Here is a 23,884-nt window from a genome sequence, read left to right as displayed (position 1 = left end):
CGTGCTTGCGTTAAATAATTGTTAAAGGCAATCTGAGGCGGTCTCTTCACAAGGAAATCCCATGACCGCCTCTCTGCACATTCACACCCTTTCACGTGACGATATTCTCTCGCATCTCGACTCACTGGCTGACATCCTCGAAAACTGCGTTAACGGCGGGGCGTCGGTGAGCTTTATGCTACCTTTTTCGGCTGAAAAAGCGCGTCAGTTCTGGCTTGGCGTGGCGGAAAGCGTGGCCCGCCGGGAGCGCACCGTGCTGGCCTGTCGAGACGAAGGTGGCGAATTTTTGGGTACCGTGCAGCTCATCACCGATCAACCGGAGAACCAGCCGCACCGCGCGGATGTAGCCAAGCTGCTGGTCCACGAAAAAGCCCGCCGTCGCGGTGTGGCGATGCGCTTAATGGAAGCCCTGGAAGCGGTGGCTGTGGAAGAGGGTAAAACCGTGTTGGTACTGGATACGGCTTCGGGCAGCGGTGCTGAGACGTTCTATCAGCGTGCGGGCTGGCAAAAGGTCGGTGAGATCCCGCGCTACGCCCTGATGCCGGACGGCGAAATGACGGCGACATCGGTGTTCTATAAGTTTTTATAATATTTTTCACAATTGCTTTATGAATTGATCAAAACAGGGTTTCATGGTCGAAAAGTTTGATAAGTTATTGGACCAATCTTATCGGGCTGTATGACTAATTTAAAAAGGAACCCCTTGTGAACACACTCAATCGTCGTGATTTTCCCGGTGCTCTCTATCCTGAACGTATCATCCAGTTTGGTGAAGGTAACTTTTTACGTGCGTTCATCGACTGGCAGATCGACCTGCTGAATGAGCACACCGATCTGAATTCCGGGGTGGTGATTGTTCGTCCTATCCAGAGCGATTTCCCACCTTCACTGAGCACTCAGGATGGTCTGTACACCACGATCATTCGCGGCCTGAATGAGAAGGGCGAGGCTGTGAGCGACGCGCGTCTGATCCGTTCCGTAAATCGCGAAATCAGTGTCTACAGCCAGTACGACGAATTCCTTAAACTCGCACACAATCCGGATATGCGCTTTGTGTTCTCCAACACTACCGAAGCGGGCATCAGCTATCACGCCGACGACAAATTCGACGATGCGCCTGCCGTGAGTTATCCGGCAAAACTCACCCGTTTACTGTTCGAACGTTTCAGCCATTTCAACGGCGCGGCCGACAAAGGCTGGGTGATTATTCCGTGCGAACTGATTGATTATAACGGCGATGCGCTGCGTGAACTGGTGCTGAAATATGCCCAGGAGTGGGCGCTGCCAGCGGCATTCACCCAGTGGCTGGTTGATGCCAACAGTTTCTGCTCCACCCTCGTGGACCGCATTGTCACCGGCTACCCGCGTGACGAAGTGGCCGCGCTTGAAACGGAACTGGGCTACCACGATGGCTTCCTCGATACCGCTGAACACTTCTATCTGTTTGTGATTCAGGGGCCTAAATCTCTGGCCGCCGAACTGCGCCTCGATAAATTCCCGCTTAACGTCCTGATTGTGGACGACATCAAACCGTATAAAGAGCGCAAAGTCGCAATCCTTAACGGCGCGCACACGGCACTGGTTCCGGTGGCCTTCCAGGCGGGGCTGGACACCGTCGGCGACGCGATGAATGACGCAGAAATCTGCGCATTTGTGGAAAAGGCCATCTACCAGGAGATCATCCCGGTGCTGGATTTACCAAAAGATGAGCTGGAATCCTTCGCCAGCGCGGTGACAGGGCGTTTCCGTAACCCGTACATTAAACACCAGCTGCTGTCGATTGCCCTGAACGGGATGACAAAATACCGTACCCGTATCCTGCCGCAGCTGCTGGCAGGGCAGAAGGCGACCGGGAAATTACCTGCGCGTCTCACCTTTGCGCTGGCCGCGTTGATCGCGTTTTATCGTGCAGAGCGTGAGGGTGAACACTATCCGGTGCAGGACGATCTGCACTGGCTGGAGCGCTATCAGCAGCTGTGGGCGCAGCATCATGACAAGCAGATCAGCACCAGCGAACTGGTGAAAGCGGTTCTCAGCGTGAGCGAGCACTGGGAGCAGGATCTGACGAAAGTGAGCGGATTGGTAGAACAGGTTACGCTCGATCTGGATGCGATTCTTCTGAAGGGGATGCGCGCGGCAGTGAAACCGCTCTGCTAATCCTCTCGCCCGGCTCCGGCCGGGTTTTATTTAAAGCATCGTTAGTTACAACATACTATATGCACCGTTTTTTTATAACACACTTCGGCATCGTGCGCTTTTTGTCTCGCAGTTAAAAAGGGGCAGCAATCCTGTAACAAGCTTGCAACCGTGACGGCGATCACGTTTAATAGTCGCGCTCTTTATTGACCTGAAGCTGACTATGATTGTTCGTCCTCAACAGCACTGGCTGCGCCTGATTTTTGTCTGGCACGGCTCCGTCCTGTCTAAAATCTTTACCCGGTTGTTCCTTAACTTCCTGTTATCCATCGCTGTTATCGTGATGTTACCCTGGTACTCTTCCCTTGGGATCAAACTGACCGTTGCGCCGTTTAGCATTCTCGGCGTGGCGATCGCTATCTTCCTCGGGTTTCGCAATAACGCCTGTTATTCGCGCTACGTTGAGGCTCGCCAGCTTTGGGGGCAACTGATGATAGCGTCACGCTCGCTATTTCGCGAGGTGAAAAACACGCTCCCGGACGATCCGCATCTCAGCGAGTTCGTGCGTCTGCAGATCGCCTTCGCCCATTGCCTGCGCATGACGCTCAGACGCCAGCCGCAGGCGGAGCAGCTTTCACGCTATCTTTCTGCGTCACATTTACGCGCGGTGATGGATTCAAACTCGCCGTCGAACCGTATTTTGCTGATCATGGGCGAGTGGCTGGCGGTGCGCCGTCGGGAAGGGCAGCTGTCAGATATTCTGTTCCACAGCCTCAACAATCGTCTGAACGACATGTCCGTGGTGTTAGCCGGATGCGAGCGGATTGCCAATACGCCGGTGCCGTTTGCCTACACCCTGATTCTGCACCGCACGGTCTATCTGTTCTGCATTATGCTGCCGTTCGCCCTGGTGGTCGATCTGCACTACATGACGCCGTTTGTCTCGGTGCTGATCTCTTACACCTTTATCTCCCTCGATGCGCTGGCTGAAGAGCTGGAAGAACCCTTCGGCGTGGAAAATAACGACCTGCCGCTGGATGCCATCTGCAATGCGATGGAGATCGATCTGCTGCAAATGAACGATGAGCCGGAAATCCCCGCCCGCGTCTTACCGGACAAGCATTACCAGCTCACGTAATGAACATTCAGGAACGCTGCAAGGCGTTCCACTCCTCTCGGGTGATTTCCCATAACTCCGAATCCAGCTCGCCGCTGACATAGGCTTTCTTTTCCGTTCTTACCAGGCGCATTCCACTGCTGGTAGAGATCCGCTGAGAGCGCTGATTGACGGCGGCTTTTGGCGCACGCAGAAGCGGTTTGTTCAGCGTATTAAACCAGAAGTCCGTCGCGGCAATGCTCGCTTCGCGCATATAGCCCTGACCCTGCCATTCGGGTGCCAGCCAGAATCCCCGATTGTTATCCTCGACGTCGTACAGGCAGATCAGGCCAATCAGCTGATCGGGGTTGTCTTTGCAACGAATCGTCCAGAACCACGCCACGCCATTTTCCACATCCGGCAGGGCGACGTTGTTCACGTATGTTTCTGCGCCATCGGACGGATAGGGCCAGGGTACGCTCGCCACCATATAACGCACGATCTCCCAGCGCGGATATAATGTCTGGATTTGCAGCGCATCTTCCGCTTCCAGCGGTTTGAGTAACAGACGTTCAGTGGTTAACGTGGGCGTTTTCACGATTCGGATCTCCATTATTTGTCGTTATGTTTTTGTTTGCCTTCTGCTATTTTCATGATTACCACATTCTGCTGTGACTGAATAGCCGAGGAAAATATGACGTTAAGACTGGCCGCACCGGAAGAGGCCGAGAGACTCTGGCTCGTTCGCAATCTGGCTATCCGTGCAGGCTGCCAGAGTAGCTATGATAGTGACGTGATCGCCCGCTGGACGCCGGAGGCAATGCCGGAAAGTTACCGTCAGGTGATAATCGATAATCCCTTTTACGTGGTCGACGATGAGAAGGGAGAAATCGTGGCAAGCGGCTATCTCGATCTGGCCGCCAGCAGCGTGGAAGCGATCTTTACCGTCCCCGACGCAGCCGGAAAAGGGCTGGCGGGGCGGATCATCGCGGCGATTAAAGCAGAGGCACGCGCACGCGGTATTTCGCAATTAACGCTCTCCTCAACGCCCAACGCGCAGACTTTCTATCAGAAACAAGGCTTTGTAACCGTTAGCGAGGGATTTCATTATTCAAGAATGGCCGATGCGCAGCTGCGTTGTATTCACATGACGATCGATTTAACCGGCGAGGAGACCCTATGACGATAACCGTAAGGGCGTTGCGTGCAGAGGATTATGCCGACTGGCGGCCGCTGTGGGATGGCTACACGGCGTTTTACGAATGCAAACTCGATGAGTCCGTGACCGCGTCGACATGGGAAAGGGCGCTGAGCCCGCATTCTGCACTGCTCTGTCGGGTCGCGGAAATGGACGGGAAAGTCGTGGGTTTCGCCCTGTGTGTGCTGCATGAAGGGACATTTTCAACCGCGCCCGTATGCTATCTGGAAGATCTGTTTGTCGATGCAAATGTGCGTGGGAGCGGTGCCGGAAAGGCGCTGATAGAGGCCCTCCAGGCGGAAGGAAAGCGCGAAGGGTGGTCAACGCTGTACTGGGTGACGCGTCAAAACAACCCTGCGCGAAAACTGTATGACAAGTTTAGTGAAGCGGACGATTTTGTACGTTATCGCCTGTCGCTTTAAGTTCTTTTAAGGTTCACGACGCGCAACGATAAACAGGCGCGGGAAAGCCAGCAAAATCTGCCCGTTTTCCTGCAGCGGATACTGCTGCTCCAGAAGTTCAAGATAGCGATCCAGATAGTTCCGCTGCTCATGTTCGCTCAGCTCCTGCAACCAGGGGCGCAATCCGGTGGCACTCACCCAGTCAACGATCGCCTGATGCGAACTCATCTTGTGATAGTAGGTGGTGCGCCAGATATCCACGTCGCAACCCGCGTCCGTCAAAATATCAAAATAGGCATGAACGCCGGGCAGCGGATCGCGGCTGCGGTCCGGGAAACCTTGCTCATAAGCCACTTCACGCATCAAAACGTGCGATGGCTCATCGCGATTATCAGGCATCTGAATCGCCAGCACGCCGTTCATTTTGAGCAGAGAAACCAGGTGCGGGAGCAGCTCGTAGTGATCGGAAATCCACTGCAGGGACGCGTTGGCATAGATAAGATCAACCGAATGCGCGGGACGATAGGTTTGAATATTGGCTTCAATAAACTGGCATTCGGGCAACGCCACCCGCGCCTGTTCCAGCATGGCCGGTGAATTATCCACGCCAACAATGTGTGCCGATGGCCAGCGCTGATGCAAAAGTGCGGTGCTGTTTGCCGGGCCACAGCCCAAATCCAGCACATCCGTCACCTCGTTCAGCGCCACTCTTGCCAGCAGTTCGGCGGCGGGACGGGTGCGTTCCGCGCCGTATTGCAGATATAAAGAAGGGTTCCAGTCGGCCATCATCGCATCTCCAGTTTGCGGGTTTCAGCAAGTGTAGATGATTGGCGATGGTTATGTTCAGGCGTTTAACCAGGCCTGGCCGTCAGCTTTCATTTTTCGCTCTAATTCACTGCCGCGCGTGGCAAAAACACGTTTAACCGGGAACCCACTCTTCTCCAGCACGTAGGCGAGAGCGGCGTATTCACGCGGGTATTTCTCGGCAGTCGTCGCGTCTATCTCCACCATTCCCATCGGGAACGTAAAGGTGCCCATGTCGTAAATGCTCTGACGATGGAACAATTTCCAGACGCCGTCGCGTTTCTCCATCAGGTCGTAGAAACGGTTATGTCCGTTGCAGCCCACGTTCAGTTTGACGTTTTCGGCGATAATAATGGCGTTCGTTTCCACGATCGCTTTGTCACCCTTGAAGGTAATAATCGGGCTGCCCATCAGATGTTTGGTGCGGATATCCGATGCCCCCATACGCTCTGAACCCGTCACAAAATCACCGAAAAGCCCTTCAAACCAGGTGACTTCGATAGTGCCGTCAGGGTGAAAGAGTGAACGCAGCTGTTCCCATTCGTTCAAATCCCGGTGGATCCAGCCGTTGATCAGGTCGGTAATCTGCAGGCGATCTTCAGTTCTGTTTTCCATTTTTCGTGCTCCGCTAATGAAAGATGCATGGAGTATTCACCCTGCGTTCGATAACATCCAATACTATAAAATGACAGATTAATCAGATTTAATGATTGCTGGAGGTGCGACATGGATTTACGCCAGTTACGCTATTTTCTGGCCGTGGCGGAAGAGAAGCATTTTGGCCGCGCCGCTCAGAGCCTGAACATCGTCCAGCCGGCGTTGAGTATGCAGATCCGTGCGCTGGAGGAGGAACTCGGCGGCGCGTTGTTGGTTCGGACCAGCCGAAGCGTCGAGCTGACCGAAGCGGGAAAACTGTTCCAGACCGAGGCACGACGCACGCTGGAGCAGGCCGAGTTTGCCCGACACGCCGTTGCGCGATCCCTGCGCGGAGAGACCGGCACGGTGCGAATCGGGTTTGCCGGGAATGCCGTATTTAGCGGGAAACTGATGCGTGATTTGCGTCATTTTCGCCAACGCTATCCGGATGTGGAGATGATTTTGCAGGAGGTCCCGGCGCAGCAGCAGGTGGAAGCCATTCTCGCCGGGCGGCAGGATATCGGCTACACGCCGGATCACAGCAAAACCCTGACCGCCGGAATCAGAGTGCAGAGGATAGGGGACTGGGACATTCTGGTGGCATTGTCGGACGAACATCCGCTGGCTGAGCGTCCGCTCTTCACCGTCGAGATGCTTGCCGGGCAGCCGCTGATCCTCTACGACGCCCATGATACGCATGAAAATCTGTATCTCATGCTGAGCCAGCAGCTGCAAAGCAGGCTGCAGATCGCACACCTTTCTGACAGCACCCTGAGCGTCCTGGCCCACGCTGCCGCCGGAATGGGGCTTGCGCTGGTTCCCGCACCGCTGCAGCAGGTGAATATTCCCGGCCTGGTTTATCGCCGTCTGAATGCCCCGGCGTTAACGGCCAATTTGCTGCTGATTAGCCGTGACACGGAGACAAGCGGCGCGGTGAACGCATTTCTGTCGTTAGCGGCACAGGGCGCGGCTCGTTGATCTGTCCCATGCCTCCATCATGGACATTCTGGAGCGCGTCATTTGCCCCATTTCCGCGAACCGATGACGCACAGAATGACGCCTGCGGTGATAACGATCATCAACGGACTGACGCTTTCGTGCAGGAGCGTCGCCGACAGCCCCAGGCCGAAGAACGGCTGTAACAACTGCAGCTGACCGACGGCAGCGATCCCGCCCTGCGCAAGCCCTTTGTACCAGAAAATAAAGCCAATCAGCATGCTGAAAAGAGAGACGTATCCCAGCGCCAGCCAGGCGGAATATCCGATGTGGCTGAAGGAGGCCGGCTGGGTCATTACTGTGGCCGTCAGCATAAAGGGCAGAGAAATCAACAGCGCCCAGCTGATAACCTGCCAGCCTCCGAGCACACGGGTCAGCCTGGCGCCTTCGGCATAACCCAGACCGCAGACGATCACCGCAGCGAGCATCAGCAGATCGCCAACAAGAGAAACTGCCGCGCTTTGTGAGAGGGCAAAGCCCATCACCAGAACGCTGCCCAGCACAGAGAACATCCAGAAGGCTTTTTTGGGCCGTTCACCGCCGCGCAGCACGCCAAAAATCGCGGTGCTGAGCGGCATCAGGCCGAGAAAAACAATCGAGTGCGCCGAGGTGACATGCTGAAGCGCCAGCGCCGTCAGTAGAGGAAAGCCGATCACCACCCCAAGCGCGACCACGACGAGAGGCAAAATGTGCGACAACTGCGGGCGTTTTTCCTTAAACCCGACGATCAGCATCATGGCAAAAAGACCGGCAATGGATGCCCGCAGGAACGTCAGGAAAAATGGATTCATATCCAGCACCGCCACACGAGTGGCGGGTAGCGAACCGCTGAAAATGATGACGCCCAGCAGCCCGTTCAGCCAGCCGGACATCGCGTTGGAATCCGTTTTATGCACTACGGAATTGACCACATATACCTCTTTATTTTCATCACGCCCGCAGGCTTGAGCATCTGTGAAGCCGATGGTAGTCTCATGAATCCGATACAATCAAAAAATTGTCATGGATACATTCGATGAAAGCCCGGTATAAAGCGATAGTGGATACCTTCGCAGCGTTGATTCGGGCGGGGACGCTCACGCCTGGCACCCGGCTGCCGACCCACCGCCATCTGTCACAGCGGGAAAAAATCTCCCTGGCGACGGCGACCCGCGTCTATACGGAGCTGGAAGCGATGGGGCTGGTGAGTGGCGAAACCGGGCGAGGGACGTTTGTCCGCGAGATTTCTCTTCCTCACGGCCACGGGGTCGATCAACAGGCCGTGGCATCTGATGTGCTGGATTTGAACTTTAACTATCCCGCGTTAGCGGGGCAGGGAGAGCTGCTGCGCGAGGCGTTACGCCAAGTATCGAACGCCGGTGATATCGAATCGCACTTGCGCTATCAGCCCCATGCCGGGAGGCTGACCGATCGCGAGATTATTGCCGGGCATTTCTCCTGTCAGGGATTTCGCCCTGCGCCGGACAATGTCGTCATCGTCAATGGCGCCCAGCACGGATTGACCGTCACGGTGATGGGGCTGCTGCGCCCCGGCGATGTAGTGGCCGTGGACGCGTTGACCTATTCCGGTTTTAAAGCGCTGGCCACGTTATATCATCTGGAGCTGATCCCCGTCCCGTCGCTGGCTGACGGCCCGGACCTGAACGCGTTACAGCAGATTTGCCAAAAACGCCCTGTTAGGGCGGTGTACACCATGCCCACGTTGCACAACCCTTTGGGCTGGGTGATGAATCGCGAGCAGCGACAAGTGCTGGCCGGGATTGCCCGCGCCCACGATCTCATCATTATTGAAGACACAGCGTATGCCTATTTGATTGGCAGGCCACCGCCGCCGGTCGCGGTTTATGCACCGGAACGCACGGTTTACGTCACCGGATTTTCAAAGAACGTGGCAACCGGGCTACGGGTGGGCGCGGTGATTTGCCCTGAATCGTACCGTCCGGCCCTGGAACGCGCGGTCCGGGCGACCAGCTGGAATACGCCATCCATCATGACAACCCTGGTGTGTAACTGGATTCAGGACGGTACGGTGTCGCGTTTTGAAACGCTGAAAAGACGCGATGCGCGCGAACGGCAGGCGGTACTCAGGGACTCCTTAGGCGAGCTGGCGTGCATTACTCATCCAAATTCCTATTTCGCCTGGCTTCCCCTGGCTGAAGAGGCGCGCGCCGACCGGGTGGTAAAAGATCTGATGGACAACCATATCTCCGTTTCAACGGCTGAGCCGTTCTGTACGGCGCAGACCATCCCTCAGGCCATCCGCATCGCGCTGGGGTCGGTGTCGATTGAGCATCTGCGCACCGCACTGGTCAAAGTGCGTGAAGCGATAGCGTTAGAGCAAAGCCGCTGAACAGAATACCGGAACTCAATCCACTTTCAGCATCCCTAACAAACGTTTCACCGTCCGCGAGCGTTCGAAACGACGCCAGCAGAGGGCGATATCCGTAAAGAGTTCCGGTGTGGTCAGGGCATGATAGGTCACATCGGTCGGCGAAATGGCGGCCATCGACTGTGGCACCAGGGCGAACCCGCCCCCTGCGGCGACCATGCTCAGGGAGGACGAAAGCTGCGAGGATTGCAGCGTATGGTGCATATCAATTCCGGCCCGCTCGCAGCAGCCGTAAACGCGCTCGAACAGGGCTGGCGCAACCTCCTGCGGGAATAAAATCATCGGCGTATCCCGAAGCTGGTCTAGCGCCAGCGCGTCGCACGCCGAAAGGGGATGCGTACGGTGTAACGCCACCACCATCGGTTCCCGGTCGAGTAACTTCAGCTCAAATTGCTTGCTGCTCTCGCACGGTAAACGCACAAAGGCGATATCCAGTTCCCCCTCTGCCAGCATCGTCATCAGCGAGGACATATTGGCTTCGACCTGGTGAACCGTCACCGCCGGGTTCTGAAGCTGATACTGATGAATCAGCGCAAAGATCTGCGGATGAAACGCATCTGAACTGGTGATCCCAATCGACAAATTCCCGCTAAGCCCGCGCGCAATGCCCCTGGCTTTCTCCAGCGCGGCATCGCTCATCGCGAGGATTTTGCAGGCGTCCTCATAGAAGGCTTCTCCCGCCTCGGTGAGTTCCACGCCCCGCGTCAGGCGCCTGAACAGCGGGGTGCCCACTTCCTCCTCGAGCCGCTTGATCTGCTGGCTCAGGGGAGGCTGCGACATCCCCAGTGCTTTAGCCGCTTTGGTGAAGTGTCGTTCGCGCGCAACCGCAACAAAATACCGTAGATAACGAAGTTCCATATCAAAAACGTCTCAAACCCGCATGCTTTCTATATTGGAACTCTCTGCTGAATCGGGTCAACATTTATTTAACCTTTATAAATAAAGTTGAAGAGGAAACGCATGATGACGCATTCATCTGCATGCGATTGTGAGGCGAGTTTGTGCGAAACCCTTAGAGGATTCTCGGCGCAACACCCTGACAACGTGATCTATCAGACATCGCTAATGAGCGCCCTGTTGAGCGGCGTATATGAAGGGGAGACCACCATCGCCAGCCTGCTCTCGCACGGCGATTTTGGCCTCGGCACGTTCAACGAGCTGGATGGCGAAATGATTGCCTTTAGCAGCCAGGTCTACCAGCTGCGTGCCGATGGTAGCGCCCGCGCGGCAAAGCCGGAGCAAAAAACACCGTTTGCCGTGATGACCTGGTTCCAGCCGCAATATAAGAAAACATTTGATGAACCGGTCAGCCGCCAGCAGATCCATGACGTGATAGACCAGCAAATTCCATCGGATAATCTGTTTTGCGCGCTGCGTATCGACGGCAACTTCCGCCACGTACACACCCGTACCGTTCCTCGCCAGACGCCGCCTTATCGCGCGATGACCGACGTGCTCGACGACCAGCCGGTGTTCCGTTTTAACCAGCGCAAGGGGGTTCTGGTCGGATTCCGTACCCCGCAGCATATGCAGGGGATTAACGTGGCGGGTTATCACGAACACTTCATCACTGACGATCGTCAGGGCGGCGGCGGGCATCTGCTCGATTACCAGCTCGAGCAGGGCGTACTCACGTTCGGTGAAATTCACAAGCTGATGATTGACCTGCCTGCCGACAGCGCATTTTTGCAGGCTAATCTCCACCCGGGCGACCTCGATGCAGCGATCCGTTCCGTCGAAAACTAACAGGAGAATCATCGTGAACAGTGATAAACAGGCTCGTCAGTGGGCGCATGGTGCCGATATGATCGTCGGCCAGCTGGAAGCGCAGGGCGTGAAACAGGTTTTTGGTATTCCCGGCGCAAAAATCGATAAAGTCTTTGATTCACTGCTGGATTCTTCCATCAACATCATTCCCGTGCGTCACGAGGCGAATGCGGCGTTTATGGCGGCAGCGGTAGGGCGATTGACCGGTAAAGCCGGTGTGGCGCTTGTCACCTCCGGTCCGGGCTGTTCGAACCTGATCACCGGTATCGCCACGGCCAACAGCGAAGGTGACCCCGTTGTTGCCCTGGGCGGGGCTGTGAAACGGGCAGATAAAGCCAAGCTGGTCCATCAGAGCATGGACACCGTCAGCATGTTCAGCCCGGTCACCAAATACGCCGTGGAGGTGAGTTCTTCGGATGCCATTGCCGAGGTGGTATCCAATGCCTTTCGCGCCGCTGAGCAGGGCAGACCGGGCGGGGCGTTTGTAAGCCTGCCGCAGGATATTGTCGATCTGCCGGCCACCGGCGCGATTTTGCCTGCCAGCACATCGGCACTCATGGGCCCGGCCCCTGACGCGGCGATTAATGACGTCGCGAAGCTCATCGAAAACGCCAAAAATCCGGTCATTTTGCTGGGCCTGATGGCCAGCCAGCCCGCGAACAGCGCGGCGCTGCATACGCTACTGGAGAAAAGCGGTATTCCTGTCACCAGCACCTATCAGGCGGCCGGAGCCGTGAATCAACAGCACTTCACCCGCTTCGCCGGACGCGTCGGCCTGTTTAATAATCAGGCGGGCGACAGGCTGTTACATCTGGCGGATCTGATTATTTGCGTGGGATACAGCCCGGTGGAATACGAGCCGTCTATGTGGAATAGCGGCGACGCCACTCTGGTGCATATTGATGTACTTCCGGCCTATGAAGAGCGTAACTACGTTCCGGACCTCGAACTGGTCGGGGATATTGCCGGCACGCTAAACCGGCTCGCCAGCCGGATCAGCCATACGCTGGAGCTGAGCCCGCGCGCCACTGAAGTTCTCCTCGATCGCCGACATCAGCGTGACTTGCTCGACAGACGTGGCGCATCGCTTAACCAGTTTGCCCTGCATCCGCTGCGCATCGTGCGTGCCATGCAGGACATCGTTAACAACGACGTGACGCTCACCGTCGACATGGGCAGTTTCCACATCTGGATTGCCCGCTATCTCTACAGCTTCCGCGCGCGTCAGGTGATGATTTCAAACGGTCAGCAGACCATGGGCGTTGCGCTGCCGTGGGCGATTGGCGCCTGGCTGGTCAACCCTGGCCGCAAAGTCGTCTCGGTGTCCGGTGACGGGGGATTCCTGCAGTCGAGCATGGAGCTGGAAACCGCCGTGCGCCTCAAAGCCAACATTCTGCACATTATCTGGGTTGATAACGGCTACAACATGGTGGCTATCCAGGAAGAGAAAAAATACCAGCGCCTTTCCGGCGTGAACTTCGGCCCGGTGGATTTCAAAGCCTATGCCGATGCGTTTGGCGCGAAAGGCTTTGCCGTGGAGAGTGCCGACGCGCTGGAACCCACGCTACGTGCGGCGATGGAGGTCGACGGCCCTGCCGTGGTGGCCATTCCCGTCGACTATAGCGACAACCCGCTGCTGATGGGCCAGCTCCATCTCAGTCAGATTTTGTGAACTACTTAAGGACAAAAACATGCATAAAGTTGCTCTCGTAACAGGCTCCGGTCAGGGAATTGGTAAAGCGATTGCGCTTCGCCTGGTGAAGGACGGTTTTGCGGTTGCTATTGCCGATTACAACGGCGAAACAGCAAAAGCCGTCGCCGATGAAATCATCCGTAACGGTGGCAAAGCCATTGCCGTGAAGGTGGATGTATCGAACCGTGAGCAGGTGTTTGCGGCAGTAGAGAAAGCCCGAACGGCGCTGGGTGGCTTCGATGTGATCGTCAATAACGCCGGGATCGCGCCGTCTACGCCTATCGAGTCGATCACGCCTGAGATTGTCGACAGGGTTTATAACATCAACGTGAAAGGGGTGATCTGGGGGATTCAGGCCGCGATTGACGCTTTTCGCAAAGAGGGGCACGGCGGTAAGATCATCAACGCCTGCTCCCAGGCGGGCCATACGGGAAATCCTGAACTGGCGGTCTACAGTTCCAGCAAATTTGCCGTACGCGGCTTAACGCAGACCGCCGCGCGAGACCTGGCTCCGCTCGGCATCACCGTTAACGCCTACTGCCCGGGTATTGTGAAAACGCCGATGTGGGAAGAGATTGACCGTCAGATTTCCGATGCCGCAGGCAAACCGGCGGGCTACGGCACTGAAACCTTCGCCAAACGCATCACGCTTGGCCGCTTGTCCGAACCGGAAGATGTCGCCGCCTGCGTCTCTTACCTCGCAGGGCCTGATTCTAACTACATGACCGGTCAGTCTTTGCTGATTGACGGCGGAATGGTGTTTAACTAAAAAATAACGATAAGCTCTGACATGTGTTTCCCCTGCATCATTGCAGGGGCTTTTTTTTATGCGCGGTTTTCTCTGTCGCCCGCTATCTGCTAATCCTTAATGCTTGACCCAGACCAGTTGTTCCACCGGGAAGCCCAGCTCACGCGCCGTCGCGAGGAAGTCCTGCTTGACCGTCTCTGGAAGGGTTGTTGAGCGAGAGAGGATCCATAAATAGTCGCGATTTGGGCCGCTGACCAGTGCGTGCTGGTAATCCTTATCCAGTTTAATCACGTTATAGCCGCCGTAAAACGGGCCAAAGAACGAGACTTTCAGCGCTGCAGTGGTGGGCGCTCCGGTGAAGTACGCTTTCCCTTCACTTTCTTTCCACCTGTTCTTAATCGGATCATATCCACGGTTGAGTACGGTAATCCCCCCGTCGCTACGCAGACCGTACGTCGCTGTAACCTGTTCCATCCCTTTTTCAAAGCGGTTTTCCAGGCGCGCGATTTCATACCATTTACCGAGGTAACGGCTGGCGTTAAAGTCGCTGACAGGTTTCACGCCCTTTGGTGGGGTCGGTGATTTACATGCAACCAGCGTGAGCGCCACAGCGATACCCGTCATCACAGGCCATAGTTTCATGTGAACTCCTTTCTTTTTAGTAACCGGGAGTTAAGTGTAGTGTAAACAACAGGTCAGAATGATTATCACAAAAAATTGAGTATTTCCTGATAAGACGGCTGACGGTGAAAAGCGAAGGTTGCTCAGGTTATTCTCTACGGGCCTGAAAAACTGAGCGCTTCCTTGAACAGTCATTATTTCTTGATCTGTTTTCCGTGTTCATCCACAACAGGTTCACCATCTTCTTTCGTGAACGCACCGCGCTGCTCTTCCGTCAAAATATCCAGCACCACCTCTGATGGCCTGCATAAACGCGTCCCCATAGGGGTAACGACAATGGGCCGGTTGATGAGAATAGGGTGCTGTAACATGAAATCAATCAACTGGTCATCGCTGAAAGAGTCGTCTGCCAACCCTAATTGCTCATAGGGTTCGACATTTTTGCGTAACAGCGCCCGAACCCTGATCCCCATATCTGCAATCAGTTTCACCAGCTCTTTCCGCGTGGGCGGGGTATCCAGATAGAGGATAATCTTGGGTTCCGTCCCGCTGTTGCGGATCATTTCAAGGGTATTTCGCGACGTGCCGCAGGCTGGGTTGTGGTAAATAGTGATGTTGCTCATATCAGTACCTCATTACACAGTGAAAGACAGGCGAAGCGCCAGCGCGACCAGCGTCACAAATAGCACCGGGATGGTCATGACGATCCCGACCCGGAAGTAATATCCCCAGGTGATGGTCATATTTTTCTGCGCCAGAACATGTAGCCACAGCAGCGTCGCCAGGCTACCAATCGGGGTGATTTTAGGGCCCAGATCGCTACCGATAACGTTGGCATAGATCATCGCCTCTTTGATGACGCCGGTCGCGGTACTGCCATCGATCGACAGGGCACCCACCAGAACGTTTGGCATATTGTTCATTACGGAGGAGAGAAACGCCGTCAGGAATCCGGTCCCGAGTGTCGCAGCCCACAAACCGTGATCGGCCAGTTGGTTGAGCAGAGCAGAGAGGGCGTGCGTCAGGCCCGCATTGCGCAAACCGTAGACCACGAGGTACATGCCCAACGAAAAGATCACGATCTGCCAGGGCGCGCCACGCAGCACGTTGCCGGTATTAATGGCATGCCCTTTTTTCGCGACGGCAAACAGAAGCAGCGCACCGACGGCAGCAACCAGGCTCACCGGCACGCCGAGCGGCTCGAGACCAAAGAATCCGACTAACAGCAGCACCAGAACCAGCCAGCCCATTTTAAAGGTCGCGCCATCGCGAATGGCCATTTTCGGTTGCTTCAACAGAGAGACGTCATAAACGGCGGGAATCTCTTTGCGAAAGAACACATGCAGCATAACCAATGTTGTAGCAATCGCTGCGAGGTTGACTGGGACCATCACTGCGGCATATTGCGCAAAGCCCAGTTTAAAGAAATCCGCCGACACGATATTCACCAGGTTTGACACGATCAGCGGCAGGCTGGCCGTATCGGCGATAAATCCGGCCGCCATGACAAAGGCCAGTGTGGCGCCTTTGCTGAAACCCAGCGCGAGGAGCATCGCGATTACAATCGGGGTCAAAATTAGCGCGGCACCGTCGTTGGCGAACAGCGCGGCCACCATCGCACCCAGCAGGATAATCCAGGTGAACAGCAGGCGGCCACGGCCATTGCCCCAGCGGGCAACATGCAGCGCGGCCCATTCAAAGAACCCGGACTCATCAAGAAGAAGACTGATGATGATCACGGCGATAAACGTGGCGGTGGCGTTCCAGACGATTTGCCAGACCACCGGGATATCTTCGGGATGAACGACCCCCGTCAGTAAAGCCAGACCTGCACCCAGCATGGCGCTCCAGCCAATGCCCAGACCCCGTGGTTGCCAGATAACCAGAACGAGGGTAAGCAGAAAAATTGCACCGGCCAATAACATCAGTCACTCCATTCATATCTATTCAGACGAATATGTAAACGCATTTCAGCATGCAGCCGGTGAAGCGTTGTTGAAGGTGTTGCGAATGTTTTCACGCTCACAGTTCCAGGCTGAGTCAATAATCGCCGCCGCCCACGCGGGCATATGTGGCGAAAGGCGATAGTGCACCCATTTCCCTTCACGACGATCGGAAACCAGCCCGGCCTCACGTAATAACGCCATATGGCGTGAAATTTTGGGCTGAGACTCTGTCGTTGCTGCACAGATATCGCATACGCAAAGCTCTCCGGACTCCCTGAGCAACATCACGATCGTTGAACGGGTTTCATCAGAAAGTAATTTAAAAAGCTGAACAGGCTGTAGCATGTTGCACCTCGATAAGATTTGACAACACATATGGTAATCCATATATGTTAACTTTAAAAGTACAGCGTTTAAGAACGGAGCCATTTCATGAAACATTTACCCGCCATCGAACCACAATTCTTTGATGATACGGTCACCAGCAAAATTTCAGGCAGTGACCCAACAACGCCGCCACGCATTCTGATTCTCTACGGATCCATTCGGGAGCGTTCCTACAGCCGGTTTGCCGCAGAAGAAGCGGGGCGGTTATTGACCGAAATGGGCGCCGACGTGAAGATATTTAATCCATCGGGTCTGCCATTGCCGGACGACGCACCGGAAACCCATCCGAAAGTGCTCGAACTGCGGGCGCTGGTCAGATGGTGTGACGGGATGGTCTGGAGTTCTCCCGAAAGGCATGGCGCAATGAGTTCGGTGATGAAAGCGCAAATTGACTGGATACCGCTGAGTGAAGGCGCGGTTCGGCCGTCCCAGGGAAAAACGCTGGCCGTGATGCAGGTTTGCGGAGGCTCGCAATCATTCAATACCGTCAACCAGATGCGAATCCTTGGTCGCTGGATGCGAATGTTCACCATTCCAAATCAGTCGTCAGTGCCCAAGGCGTGGCAGGAGTTTGATGAAGAAGGACGGATGAAACCGTCAGCCTGGTACGATCGAATTGTGGATGTCACAGAAGAGCTTTATAAAATCACGCTGATTCTTAAAAGACACGCAGGTTATCTGTCCGACAGGTACAGCGAAAGAAAAGAGAATCACCAGGCGCTGTCGGCGCGAGTGAATCAGGCAAAAATCTGAGAATCGATTTCAGAGGGATGCGGAAAAGACCGGATTGAGCGAACTCCGGTTGTACATAATCAGCCTGATGTGGATGGTAGATTTGAGTGGTTATATGATTGGTGCGCATAATGTATACTATGTGAAAGTGTAGTCTACCTGTAGTGCTGCCGTATTCTGGCACACAAAAGTATTGAAAACAGTCCTCAAAACTCTCAGTCATCTTGCGGCCCTCAGCCTCTAAAACTGAACGACCTACCGAACGAAAATGGTCGCGAAGCGCATTAGGATTATCATAAAACGCCTGTAGCCTATCATCAGACAGGGTAAGCGTGTCAAATACAAAAAAATGTCCCTTAGTGTGACCAATACGCATAGCGTTAAGTATGCGTTGAACAGTCAAAGCACGTCTACTCATCATTGTAGTCTTCTCCAAGTATATCGACGCCTCATCCTTTCGGGCTGGAAGAAGCGGGGAAATGCCCAGAGAAGTATAACACTCACGTATCTCTTTCAATGGTCTGGAAGTGACCAGCTTGCGCCAGTAGGTAGAGACAGATTCATCATGAAACAGCCACCATTCACCGTCCCCGTGGGGGATGTGGTCTATAGTGTTATTTATATCAAGTTGAGCGCGGACATCTTCAACATCTTGGATTTCTTCGGCTAAGGCGAGGGATAAGGTCAAAAAATCGATAGAGGCTTGCTTAGAGAGCTTGAGGCCATCGCAATAAAAATCGTCGTCGATAACTTCAAAATGGCGTAAGGATTCAACCTGGATATCGTAGAGGAGCTTTAAACGGCTCTCGACTTGCTGATGCATCTGGAGAGAACGAGACTGAACAAGGGTAGAAAAGCCCACAGCAGAAACGAACGGCTCCAACAACTCACGAAAGGCGGGTTGAAAGATAGGGTCAAAACTAGAAATGGGCTGAGTAAACATAGTTAATTCCTTTCAAGCCAACCAATAAGCGCCTTAAGCAAACGAAATGGAAGATACAATGCGAAATACCAAAAAATGACAGCAAAAACAACAGTAAAAAATTTAGTAAATGCAATCTCAGCCATAAAAAAGCCCTCCACAAGAGGAGGGCAATTTAAATCATAAATTCAAGATAAAACAATAAGAAAAATGTAACAACTATTTGCGAGACATGGGGCCATGAACGCCAGTTGCCTTACGAAACATGTCAGCCGATTTATTGTAAATAGTACCGATTGGAGAAGTATCAAAGTAAGGAAAGGCAATATCAAAAGCAGATTTAGGTGCAGAAGGACCCTCGTTTTTAAAATCGGACCAAACTTTACCAGCCCAAGATTTAGCACCTTTAAGATTTTCAGTATCAGCGAGAATATTATTAGTCTGCGCCTTAATCTGGTCAGCAGATAAATTTATATTATGCGTTTCAGCATAGGACTTTAAAGTATTAGCAATAGCATTTTCCTTTTGAGATTGTGACAACTCAGTATTTGCAATGATAGACATGATACGGGCGTTAGATTCACGCTGATTATTCATTAGCATAGAATTTTGGGCATACACCTGGTCAGCAGTATTTTGACGAGAAGTCACAGAACCGATACCAGCTATTTTGAGCTGATTATCCATCTCCATTTGAGCAATATCCTTTTGATTATCCAGCTGCATTTTAGTTAACTGCTTTTGCTGGGAAAACTGCTGCTCCTGAATGCCGGACATAGTACCGCCAGCCCCAGAGCGCTCCCATGGATTTAATTCAGGAAACGCATTAGAAAGATATTTACGGGCATCGGAACCAGCTTTAGCGGCATCATTTTTATGAAATAACGAATGCATAATTTTATTAGTAGCCTCCTGAGAGCCGGACGTAAGAAGACCATTAGCCATATTTTTAGCCGTAGAAGAAAGCAAGTCATCCTTGGGGGCCTGAGAGCCCGATAGTGTGGGCTGGGGAGTTGCGCCAGGAGGAGGGGGATTAGAACCCTGCATGGTACTGGAAACACCAGTAGCCATAGAAGACGGAGATGGAACGGGAGGAACGGGTTGAGACATGGAATTTTTAAGCGAAGCGTCGCTAATAATACCAGATGGGTCGGGGGCGGAACCACCGCCACCGAAAAGAGAACTACCAACGGAACCAAGAACAGAACCGATAGCAGAACCAATACCAGCCATCATAGCCATAATTAAGAACCTTATTTAAGAGGTTGAAGGAATGTGACATCACGAAGAACCTGATTCATTGAAAAGAATCCGTCAATATTGCCCTTCTGAACACCACGGAAAAAGAATACAAGCGCAGCATACGTCTGATTGCCGGACGTTTCAACAGGAGTAGTATCAACGGTGATAGCGCCCTCAGCAGAGCAAGCGCCAGCGCTATATGTAGACAACTTGATAGGATAATAACGAACGTTAGCAGCAACGCCAGTATGGTCAACAGGTGCGTCGTATATACCGAGTGCAACAAGTGGATATACGTTAGAGGAAGCAGCCATGTTAAAGCAGTAGGAAACGACCTGCATCTTCATAGCTGAAGTAGTGGTATCGAGCTGCATAGCAACGGCAACACCAACCATACCATTAACATCAGCGAGAACCTGGGCATTAACGAATGTATTAAAATGTGATAAAGGGAAGTTCAGATTCATAATAGAAGGCGGGTTAGCAGGCACAATAGTTGGACCTGTAGTGTTGGAAACCTGTGCGTAATTATGCTTGGAAACGAATGATTGATGCATGTTAAATATCCTTAAAGTTAGTTAAACGCTGCCGCGGGCCAATTGCTCAGGTCGAATATTAAAATATTCGACCATCACAATTCAAGAAGTCATAATGGAATCGCGTACAGTCGGCATATTACGATAAACACGAGCATTAAATTTAGACTGAATGGAATAGTGGCCTAATTGAGTTGACTGAAAACATTTATCATATTGTTGAGGCTCAACAAGTATATTACCCTGCAAATCCGAATGATTAGGAAACTTAGAAATGAAAGGAAATCCCTGAAGCTCATGATAATTATAATCAACATGAGAATTTTGATAGCGAAGCCACTGAGAATGAGCAATTTTACACTTAATGGAAGAATTACCCTGATGAAATAATGAACTATATGAAGTTTCAACAGGGACAGAGTTACCAACAATAGCGGGGTCGGCTGCAATCATGTCATAGCCAATAGACGGCAAATTAACGAGGAGCGGGTTCTCGTATGTACATGTCGGAGGGAAGCGAGTTAAACAGAGCGTCATAACAACCCCATGCTCAGGAACGAAAAAGCGGGGGACAGTATGATGAAACGACTGCTGCACACGACCAGAGAACTGGCCAAGAGAAGATTGGTCTGTGCCATCAACATCATAACCAGAGGCCCAGGTATTAGTACGCATTAATAATTTTGGGCGATTATCAGCATCAATAGTGGTAGAGCCGCCAAAGGACTCGACAACATCACGATAGCGAGTTGCAAAGTAGGAACGCTCCTGCTCAGTATGTAATTGAGCATAAACAGCCTGCAATCCCATAATATCCACAGCGCCAGTAAAATCAGAATTAACCTCAACATTATAATTACGGTGAGTCTGAGTATTAGGAGGAAGCGGGGCAGACCAAATATTTTTTAAATGACAGCAACGCAAACCGCCGCGACAAGTAGCCTCATCCAGGTCAGCTAAAGAACGAACCTCATCAGGCATCCAAGGGGCCTTGAAGAAATTATTCCAGATTTGAAGATAGGACTGATAATAATATTTAGGTAGCGTGTAATCCTTGGAAGGGTGGACGCCAAGGAAAGAACTACCCCAGATTTCAGGATAGCAAGACTCAGGCTGTAAAGGCTGGGCAGCCATACCAGCACGCATAAAATTAGTCCAGGTATCACGATAAACATGACGCATAGGAACATAGAACGTAAAGAAATCGACATTACTATCAATAGCCATACCACGACGTAACGGGGAAAGGCGAAGCGCACCAAGGGCATCTAATTCAAAAGAATCACCAGCCGCAACAACTGTAGTGGAAAGAACCTTTAAACGACCAATATCATTGGCCGAGAATACAAAGTGCGATAAATCAAGCAATTCACGAGATGGCTGATTCATTTCAAGAGTCATATAATAAACCTTATATCAAGTTGAGAAGGGGGGAGACCCCCTTCATTATTAAGCCTGGAAGCCACCAACGTACCAGAGACGAGCGCCTTTGGTTTTTTCACCGCGAAGAGCTCGCGGGTTTGGTGAGCGACGACCTTTACCTTTAGAACGACCGCGACCTTTAGCCATTACGCACCAACCTGAAGACGAGTTTTAACATTACGCTCAACACCTTCAATCTCACGAAGAAGGCCACCACGAATGCGAAGAACAAAGGAAAATAACTGGCGAGCAGAAACGGGCTGCTCAATATCCTGAGTAATATATTCAGAAAACTCACAGCCATCCATAATTGCGCAAGCAGACTGTACATTTACATTATGAACGTAAAATGCAATTGTAGCGGCAATAAATTCAGCGGGAGCTGGGAAACGAGGGAAACCAACAAAATCAAGTGCACCATATACAGCGGCCTCAATACAACGGCGAGCACGATTACGGTCAGTAGCAAGCCATAATTTATTAGCGGTAAGGAATGTATAATCATCCTCAGACAAATCAAGTACAGCACCAGAAGAAACCATACGAATAGAAGCTAATGCAGTTGCATAACGTACATCAGCGGTATTCATTTCAATATCACTCATTTAAAGTAATCCTTAAAATCAGCAGGGAGTAAATTACGCTCAGTTAATAACTTAATAAGCGATTGATTATATTCAACGTGTTCAGTTTCATAAGTAAACCAACAACGAAGCATATTAGAAGCCATCATCAGCCATTTATCATCATCAAAGCATTCACGCATTGAAGCCAAACGTATAAACATGGTTTGCATAGTCATAATGTAAGACCGCAAAGATTCAGGCTTTGATAAGTCAAAATTCATTACTTGCCTCCAGCAACAAAAGAAGGAGTAACACCAATCTGGGCAAACGTCAGACCGGAGTCATAGAGCCACTGGCGAACCTCTTCAGAAATATCCGAACTTTCCAATCGTGGGGTCGCGATAGATGTAAAATTCAGCAGCTTGGGGTCGAGTGTCTTGACCATCGAATTGCGCAAAAACTTCAGTAAATTTATCGTCGGTGGACGCGCCGTTAAAATATCGCTTACAGACAGAGCGGCCAGCCTCTTGCGTAATTGCCTTCTGGCGTTCTGCTTCAAGACGAGCTGCAGCGGCGTGGTTCTCGATGATAGTCGCGTCATCTGGACGAGAGATTCCAGGCTGAGATTGTCCATCGATGGGGTTTGCATCCCGAAATTGCGAGACATCCGAACGCGGAAGACTTTGCCCGGTATCAGGTCGAGGCGTTCCTTTAGGGATTTGTTCCATTCATTACCTCCAGTATGTTTTTTGATAATGTCGAGATTCACTTTCTTATTCACGTATTTAGCTACATAGAAGCCAACAGCGGAGTAAGGGAGTGCATTGAGAGGCTTGCCAAGTTTATCGACAGGCCATAACCAGCCAATTCGAGAGAAAGCATCACCCGAATAGCGAACTGCAATAGGTGCATTAAAACCGTAAGGCCAAGTTGATTGGAGCGCGGAGATTTGCCGACGGTCACGAACACGACGACCAATGTTTGGATCTACGCACAGGAGCGGCATAGTACGCATAATGTATATTATGTTAAATGAGAGATTTAATAGTTGAGTATGCAAGTTTGCTGAACATGTTCTTATCTCCGATTGAGTACGATTCACGGGGATATAACAACATCGGTTTGTATAACGGATATGTACGAATGGGCCTTTATTGCAAGCCTGTGTATGTATCAGAGACGTTGATACAGTGTGATACAAAAACAGGTCATTGCGTCTTAACGCGAGACGCGATAACGAACATAATCGTCGGCTTCGCCAATGCGAAAAGCCCCTGGATTGTTTGCCGATAACCGGACTTTCTTGTACCCTTCCCTTGCACTCCTTGACGACTCACAGCAGAAACCGGACTTCACTATGGCAGCTCATATTTCCAAAGATCCTTTGCATGGCGTAACGCTTGAAATGCAAGTCAACGCACTGGTTGCCCGTTACGGTTGGGTTCAGTTGGGCAAACTGATCAACATTAACTGTTTTAAAAGCGATCCTAGCGTTAAATCGAGTCTGAAGTTTTTGCGTCGCACTCCCTGGGCGCGTGCTGAAGTTGAAGCCCTGTATCTGGACTCGCTGGACGATGCGGCACCTGAAGAATCTGACCCGCTTCATAATGACCCTTGGGCTAACAGCCGACTGAAAAAGAGTTGAT

Annotated in this window: 29 protein-coding genes; 12 read left to right on the top strand and 17 right to left on the bottom strand. The window is 52.3% G+C overall.

All coding sequences use genetic code 11. From position 1 onward, the window contains the following. The first annotated feature begins 61 nt into the window (after positions 1-61). From OVA10_RS13640 to OVA10_RS13630, 3 genes are all read left to right on the top strand, one after another. Positions 62-589: a GNAT family N-acetyltransferase gene (locus OVA10_RS13640; RefSeq protein WP_123427930.1), complete on the top strand. Its 528-nt coding sequence runs from the start codon at positions 62-64 to the stop codon at positions 587-589. A 116-nt stretch (positions 590-705) separates the two neighbouring features. Next, the gene (locus OVA10_RS13635) at positions 706-2,157 is read left to right on the top strand and encodes a tagaturonate reductase (protein WP_268196150.1); all 1,452 of its coding nucleotides are present in this window, start codon (positions 706-708) and stop codon (positions 2,155-2,157) included. Positions 2,158-2,359: 202 nt separating this feature from the next. Next, positions 2,360-3,274 carry a bestrophin family protein gene (locus OVA10_RS13630; protein WP_100780169.1) on the top strand — a complete coding sequence of 305 codons (915 nt, stop codon included), beginning with the start codon at positions 2,360-2,362 and terminating at the stop codon, positions 3,272-3,274. 7 nt (positions 3,275-3,281) lie between these two features. On the opposite strand, the gene OVA10_RS13625 is transcribed toward OVA10_RS13630, so the two are convergent. Continuing rightward, on the bottom strand, positions 3,282-3,830 hold the full coding sequence (locus tag OVA10_RS13625) for a GNAT family N-acetyltransferase (protein WP_100780878.1): 549 nt from the start codon (positions 3,828-3,830) through the stop codon (positions 3,282-3,284). A 96-nt stretch (positions 3,831-3,926) separates the two neighbouring features. Between OVA10_RS13625 and OVA10_RS13620 the strand changes: the two genes are divergently transcribed. Together OVA10_RS13620 and OVA10_RS13615 are read left to right on the top strand one after the other, a co-directional pair. Continuing rightward, entirely contained in the window at positions 3,927-4,415 is a 489-nt protein-coding gene (locus OVA10_RS13620; protein WP_181827872.1) for a GNAT family N-acetyltransferase, read from the top strand. Beyond that, positions 4,412-4,852 (top strand): GNAT family N-acetyltransferase, encoded by a 441-nt coding sequence (locus tag OVA10_RS13615; RefSeq protein WP_102103720.1) that lies wholly within the window; start codon positions 4,412-4,414, stop codon positions 4,850-4,852. Before OVA10_RS13620 ends, OVA10_RS13615 begins: the two co-directional genes overlap by 4 nt. Positions 4,853-4,858: 6 nt before the next feature. Here the strand turns inward: OVA10_RS13615 and tam are convergent, their stop codons facing one another. Beyond that, entirely contained in the window at positions 4,859-5,617 is a 759-nt protein-coding gene (tam, locus tag OVA10_RS13610; protein WP_268196893.1) for a trans-aconitate 2-methyltransferase, read from the bottom strand. A 57-nt stretch (positions 5,618-5,674) separates the two neighbouring features. Next, complete coding sequence (locus tag OVA10_RS13605) at positions 5,675-6,250, bottom strand: nuclear transport factor 2 family protein (RefSeq protein WP_102103721.1); 576 nt, start codon at positions 6,248-6,250, stop codon at positions 5,675-5,677. A 111-nt stretch (positions 6,251-6,361) separates the two neighbouring features. Here OVA10_RS13605 and OVA10_RS13600 point away from each other — a divergent pair, with 111 nt between their 5' ends. Then, positions 6,362-7,249: a LysR substrate-binding domain-containing protein gene (locus OVA10_RS13600; protein WP_268196149.1), complete on the top strand. Its 888-nt coding sequence runs from the start codon at positions 6,362-6,364 to the stop codon at positions 7,247-7,249. A 38-nt stretch (positions 7,250-7,287) separates the two neighbouring features. On the opposite strand, the gene OVA10_RS13595 is transcribed toward OVA10_RS13600, so the two are convergent. After that, positions 7,288-8,178 carry a DMT family transporter gene (locus OVA10_RS13595; protein ID WP_268196148.1) on the bottom strand — a complete coding sequence of 297 codons (891 nt, stop codon included), beginning with the start codon at positions 8,176-8,178 and terminating at the stop codon, positions 7,288-7,290. A 104-nt stretch (positions 8,179-8,282) separates the two neighbouring features. Between OVA10_RS13595 and OVA10_RS13590 the strand changes: the two genes are divergently transcribed. Beyond that, positions 8,283-9,617, top strand: coding sequence for an aminotransferase-like domain-containing protein (locus OVA10_RS13590; RefSeq protein WP_268196147.1), 1,335 nt, complete (start codon positions 8,283-8,285; stop codon positions 9,615-9,617). Positions 9,618-9,632: 15 nt separating this feature from the next. On the opposite strand, the gene OVA10_RS13585 is transcribed toward OVA10_RS13590, so the two are convergent. Continuing rightward, the gene (locus OVA10_RS13585; RefSeq protein ID WP_268196146.1) at positions 9,633-10,514 is read right to left on the bottom strand and encodes a LysR family transcriptional regulator; all 882 of its coding nucleotides are present in this window, start codon (positions 10,512-10,514) and stop codon (positions 9,633-9,635) included. 105 nt (positions 10,515-10,619) lie between these two features. Between OVA10_RS13585 and budA the strand changes: the two genes are divergently transcribed. Genes budA through OVA10_RS13570 form a run of 3 tightly spaced genes read left to right on the top strand, consistent with a single transcriptional unit; the run spans position 10,620 to position 13,885 of the window. Beyond that, positions 10,620-11,402: an acetolactate decarboxylase gene (gene budA, locus OVA10_RS13580; protein WP_268196892.1), complete on the top strand. Its 783-nt coding sequence runs from the start codon at positions 10,620-10,622 to the stop codon at positions 11,400-11,402. A 13-nt stretch (positions 11,403-11,415) separates the two neighbouring features. Next, the gene (gene alsS, locus OVA10_RS13575) at positions 11,416-13,095 is read left to right on the top strand and encodes an acetolactate synthase AlsS (protein ID WP_409256711.1); all 1,680 of its coding nucleotides are present in this window, start codon (positions 11,416-11,418) and stop codon (positions 13,093-13,095) included. 19 nt (positions 13,096-13,114) lie between these two features. Beyond that, positions 13,115-13,885: a (S)-acetoin forming diacetyl reductase gene (locus OVA10_RS13570; RefSeq protein ID WP_268196145.1), complete on the top strand. Its 771-nt coding sequence runs from the start codon at positions 13,115-13,117 to the stop codon at positions 13,883-13,885. Positions 13,886-13,981: 96 nt separating this feature from the next. Here OVA10_RS13570 and OVA10_RS13565 read toward each other — a convergent pair whose 3' ends face one another. From OVA10_RS13565 to OVA10_RS13550, 4 genes are all read right to left on the bottom strand, one after another. Further along, positions 13,982-14,506 carry a lipocalin family protein gene (locus tag OVA10_RS13565; RefSeq protein ID WP_102103728.1) on the bottom strand — a complete coding sequence of 175 codons (525 nt, stop codon included), beginning with the start codon at positions 14,504-14,506 and terminating at the stop codon, positions 13,982-13,984. A gap of 173 nt (positions 14,507-14,679) precedes the next feature. Beyond that, a complete protein-coding gene (gene arsC / locus OVA10_RS13560; RefSeq protein ID WP_181827880.1) occupies positions 14,680-15,108 on the bottom strand; it encodes a glutaredoxin-dependent arsenate reductase in 429 nt (142 codons plus the stop codon). Between the two features lie 12 nt (positions 15,109-15,120). Beyond that, positions 15,121-16,410, bottom strand: coding sequence for an arsenic transporter (locus OVA10_RS13555; protein WP_268196144.1), 1,290 nt, complete (start codon positions 16,408-16,410; stop codon positions 15,121-15,123). 45 nt (positions 16,411-16,455) lie between these two features. After that, on the bottom strand, positions 16,456-16,776 hold the full coding sequence (locus OVA10_RS13550) for a metalloregulator ArsR/SmtB family transcription factor (protein ID WP_268196143.1): 321 nt from the start codon (positions 16,774-16,776) through the stop codon (positions 16,456-16,458). Positions 16,777-16,863: 87 nt separating this feature from the next. On the opposite strand from OVA10_RS13550, the gene arsH reads away from it, so the two are divergent. Further along, complete coding sequence (arsH, locus tag OVA10_RS13545) at positions 16,864-17,571, top strand: arsenical resistance protein ArsH (RefSeq protein ID WP_181827882.1); 708 nt, start codon at positions 16,864-16,866, stop codon at positions 17,569-17,571. On the opposite strand, the gene OVA10_RS13540 is transcribed toward arsH, so the two are convergent. The 8 genes from OVA10_RS13540 to OVA10_RS13505 all read right to left on the bottom strand — a co-directional run bounded on the left by OVA10_RS13540 (position 17,477) and on the right by OVA10_RS13505 (position 23,253). Then, the gene (locus tag OVA10_RS13540) at positions 17,477-18,493 is read right to left on the bottom strand and encodes a replication endonuclease (protein ID WP_268196142.1); all 1,017 of its coding nucleotides are present in this window, start codon (positions 18,491-18,493) and stop codon (positions 17,477-17,479) included. The two genes, arsH and OVA10_RS13540, sit on opposite strands and share 95 nt — an antisense overlap. A gap of 198 nt (positions 18,494-18,691) precedes the next feature. Continuing rightward, a complete protein-coding gene (locus OVA10_RS13535; protein ID WP_268196141.1) occupies positions 18,692-19,714 on the bottom strand; it encodes a hypothetical protein in 1,023 nt (340 codons plus the stop codon). An 11-nt stretch (positions 19,715-19,725) separates the two neighbouring features. Beyond that, entirely contained in the window at positions 19,726-20,271 is a 546-nt protein-coding gene (locus OVA10_RS13530; RefSeq protein ID WP_268196140.1) for a hypothetical protein, read from the bottom strand. A gap of 81 nt (positions 20,272-20,352) precedes the next feature. Further along, positions 20,353-21,651: a major capsid protein gene (locus OVA10_RS13525; protein WP_268196139.1), complete on the bottom strand. Its 1,299-nt coding sequence runs from the start codon at positions 21,649-21,651 to the stop codon at positions 20,353-20,355. Between the two features lie 48 nt (positions 21,652-21,699). Beyond that, a complete protein-coding gene (locus tag OVA10_RS13520) occupies positions 21,700-21,819 on the bottom strand; it encodes a phage DNA packaging protein J (RefSeq protein WP_268196138.1) in 120 nt (39 codons plus the stop codon). Beyond that, positions 21,819-22,277, bottom strand: a complete 459-nt coding sequence (locus tag OVA10_RS13515; RefSeq protein WP_442787456.1) for an external scaffolding protein D — start codon at positions 22,275-22,277, stop codon at positions 21,819-21,821. Before OVA10_RS13515 ends, OVA10_RS13520 begins: the two co-directional genes overlap by 1 nt. Beyond that, entirely contained in the window at positions 22,274-22,519 is a 246-nt protein-coding gene (locus tag OVA10_RS13510) for a phage DNA packaging protein C (RefSeq protein ID WP_268196137.1), read from the bottom strand. The genes OVA10_RS13515 and OVA10_RS13510 overlap by 4 nt, the downstream gene beginning before the upstream one ends. Next, entirely contained in the window at positions 22,519-23,253 is a 735-nt protein-coding gene (locus OVA10_RS13505) for a replication endonuclease (RefSeq protein ID WP_268196136.1), read from the bottom strand. The genes OVA10_RS13510 and OVA10_RS13505 overlap by 1 nt, the downstream gene beginning before the upstream one ends. A 342-nt stretch (positions 23,254-23,595) precedes the next feature. Here OVA10_RS13505 and OVA10_RS13500 point away from each other — a divergent pair, with 342 nt between their 5' ends. Beyond that, positions 23,596-23,883, top strand: a complete 288-nt coding sequence (locus OVA10_RS13500; protein ID WP_268196135.1) for a VF530 family protein — start codon at positions 23,596-23,598, stop codon at positions 23,881-23,883. Position 23,884 lies beyond the last annotated feature (1 nt).

The sequence above is a fragment of the Lelliottia sp. SL45 genome (assembly GCF_026672535.1).
GTDB lineage: Bacteria > Pseudomonadota > Gammaproteobacteria > Enterobacterales > Enterobacteriaceae > Enterobacter > Enterobacter nimipressuralis.
This window is presented reverse-complemented; position numbering and strand designations above follow the sequence as displayed.

Coding starts and splice junctions, on each gene's coding strand:
- OVA10_RS13640 (WP_123427930.1), top strand. CDS start 62: ATGACCGCCTCTCTGCACATTCACACCCTTTCACGTGACGATATTCTC.
- OVA10_RS13630 (WP_100780169.1), top strand. CDS start 2,360: ATGATTGTTCGTCCTCAACAGCACTGGCTGCGCCTGATTTTTGTCTGG.
- OVA10_RS13620 (WP_181827872.1), top strand. CDS start 3,927: ATGACGTTAAGACTGGCCGCACCGGAAGAGGCCGAGAGACTCTGGCTC.
- OVA10_RS13615 (WP_102103720.1), top strand. CDS start 4,412: ATGACGATAACCGTAAGGGCGTTGCGTGCAGAGGATTATGCCGACTGG.
- tam (WP_268196893.1), bottom strand. CDS start 5,617: ATGGCCGACTGGAACCCTTCTTTATATCTGCAATACGGCGCGGAACGC.
- OVA10_RS13605 (WP_102103721.1), bottom strand. CDS start 6,250: ATGGAAAACAGAACTGAAGATCGCCTGCAGATTACCGACCTGATCAAC.
- OVA10_RS13600 (WP_268196149.1), top strand. CDS start 6,362: ATGGATTTACGCCAGTTACGCTATTTTCTGGCCGTGGCGGAAGAGAAG.
- OVA10_RS13590 (WP_268196147.1), top strand. CDS start 8,283: ATGAAAGCCCGGTATAAAGCGATAGTGGATACCTTCGCAGCGTTGATT.
- OVA10_RS13585 (WP_268196146.1), bottom strand. CDS start 10,514: ATGGAACTTCGTTATCTACGGTATTTTGTTGCGGTTGCGCGCGAACGA.
- budA (WP_268196892.1), top strand. CDS start 10,620: ATGACGCATTCATCTGCATGCGATTGTGAGGCGAGTTTGTGCGAAACC.
- OVA10_RS13570 (WP_268196145.1), top strand. CDS start 13,115: ATGCATAAAGTTGCTCTCGTAACAGGCTCCGGTCAGGGAATTGGTAAA.
- OVA10_RS13565 (WP_102103728.1), bottom strand. CDS start 14,506: ATGAAACTATGGCCTGTGATGACGGGTATCGCTGTGGCGCTCACGCTG.
- arsC (WP_181827880.1), bottom strand. CDS start 15,108: ATGAGCAACATCACTATTTACCACAACCCAGCCTGCGGCACGTCGCGA.
- OVA10_RS13555 (WP_268196144.1), bottom strand. CDS start 16,410: ATGTTATTGGCCGGTGCAATTTTTCTGCTTACCCTCGTTCTGGTTATC.
- OVA10_RS13550 (WP_268196143.1), bottom strand. CDS start 16,776: ATGCTACAGCCTGTTCAGCTTTTTAAATTACTTTCTGATGAAACCCGT.
- arsH (WP_181827882.1), top strand. CDS start 16,864: ATGAAACATTTACCCGCCATCGAACCACAATTCTTTGATGATACGGTC.
- OVA10_RS13540 (WP_268196142.1), bottom strand. CDS start 18,493: ATGTTTACTCAGCCCATTTCTAGTTTTGACCCTATCTTTCAACCCGCC.
- OVA10_RS13535 (WP_268196141.1), bottom strand. CDS start 19,714: ATGGCTATGATGGCTGGTATTGGTTCTGCTATCGGTTCTGTTCTTGGT.
- OVA10_RS13530 (WP_268196140.1), bottom strand. CDS start 20,271: ATGCATCAATCATTCGTTTCCAAGCATAATTACGCACAGGTTTCCAAC.
- OVA10_RS13525 (WP_268196139.1), bottom strand. CDS start 21,651: ATGACTCTTGAAATGAATCAGCCATCTCGTGAATTGCTTGATTTATCG.
- OVA10_RS13520 (WP_268196138.1), bottom strand. CDS start 21,819: ATGGCTAAAGGTCGCGGTCGTTCTAAAGGTAAAGGTCGTCGCTCACCA.
- OVA10_RS13515 (WP_442787456.1), bottom strand. CDS start 22,277: ATGAGTGATATTGAAATGAATACCGCTGATGTACGTTATGCAACTGCA.
- OVA10_RS13510 (WP_268196137.1), bottom strand. CDS start 22,519: ATGAATTTTGACTTATCAAAGCCTGAATCTTTGCGGTCTTACATTATG.
- OVA10_RS13505 (WP_268196136.1), bottom strand. CDS start 23,253: ATGCGTACTATGCCGCTCCTGTGCGTAGATCCAAACATTGGTCGTCGT.
- OVA10_RS13500 (WP_268196135.1), top strand. CDS start 23,596: ATGGCAGCTCATATTTCCAAAGATCCTTTGCATGGCGTAACGCTTGAA.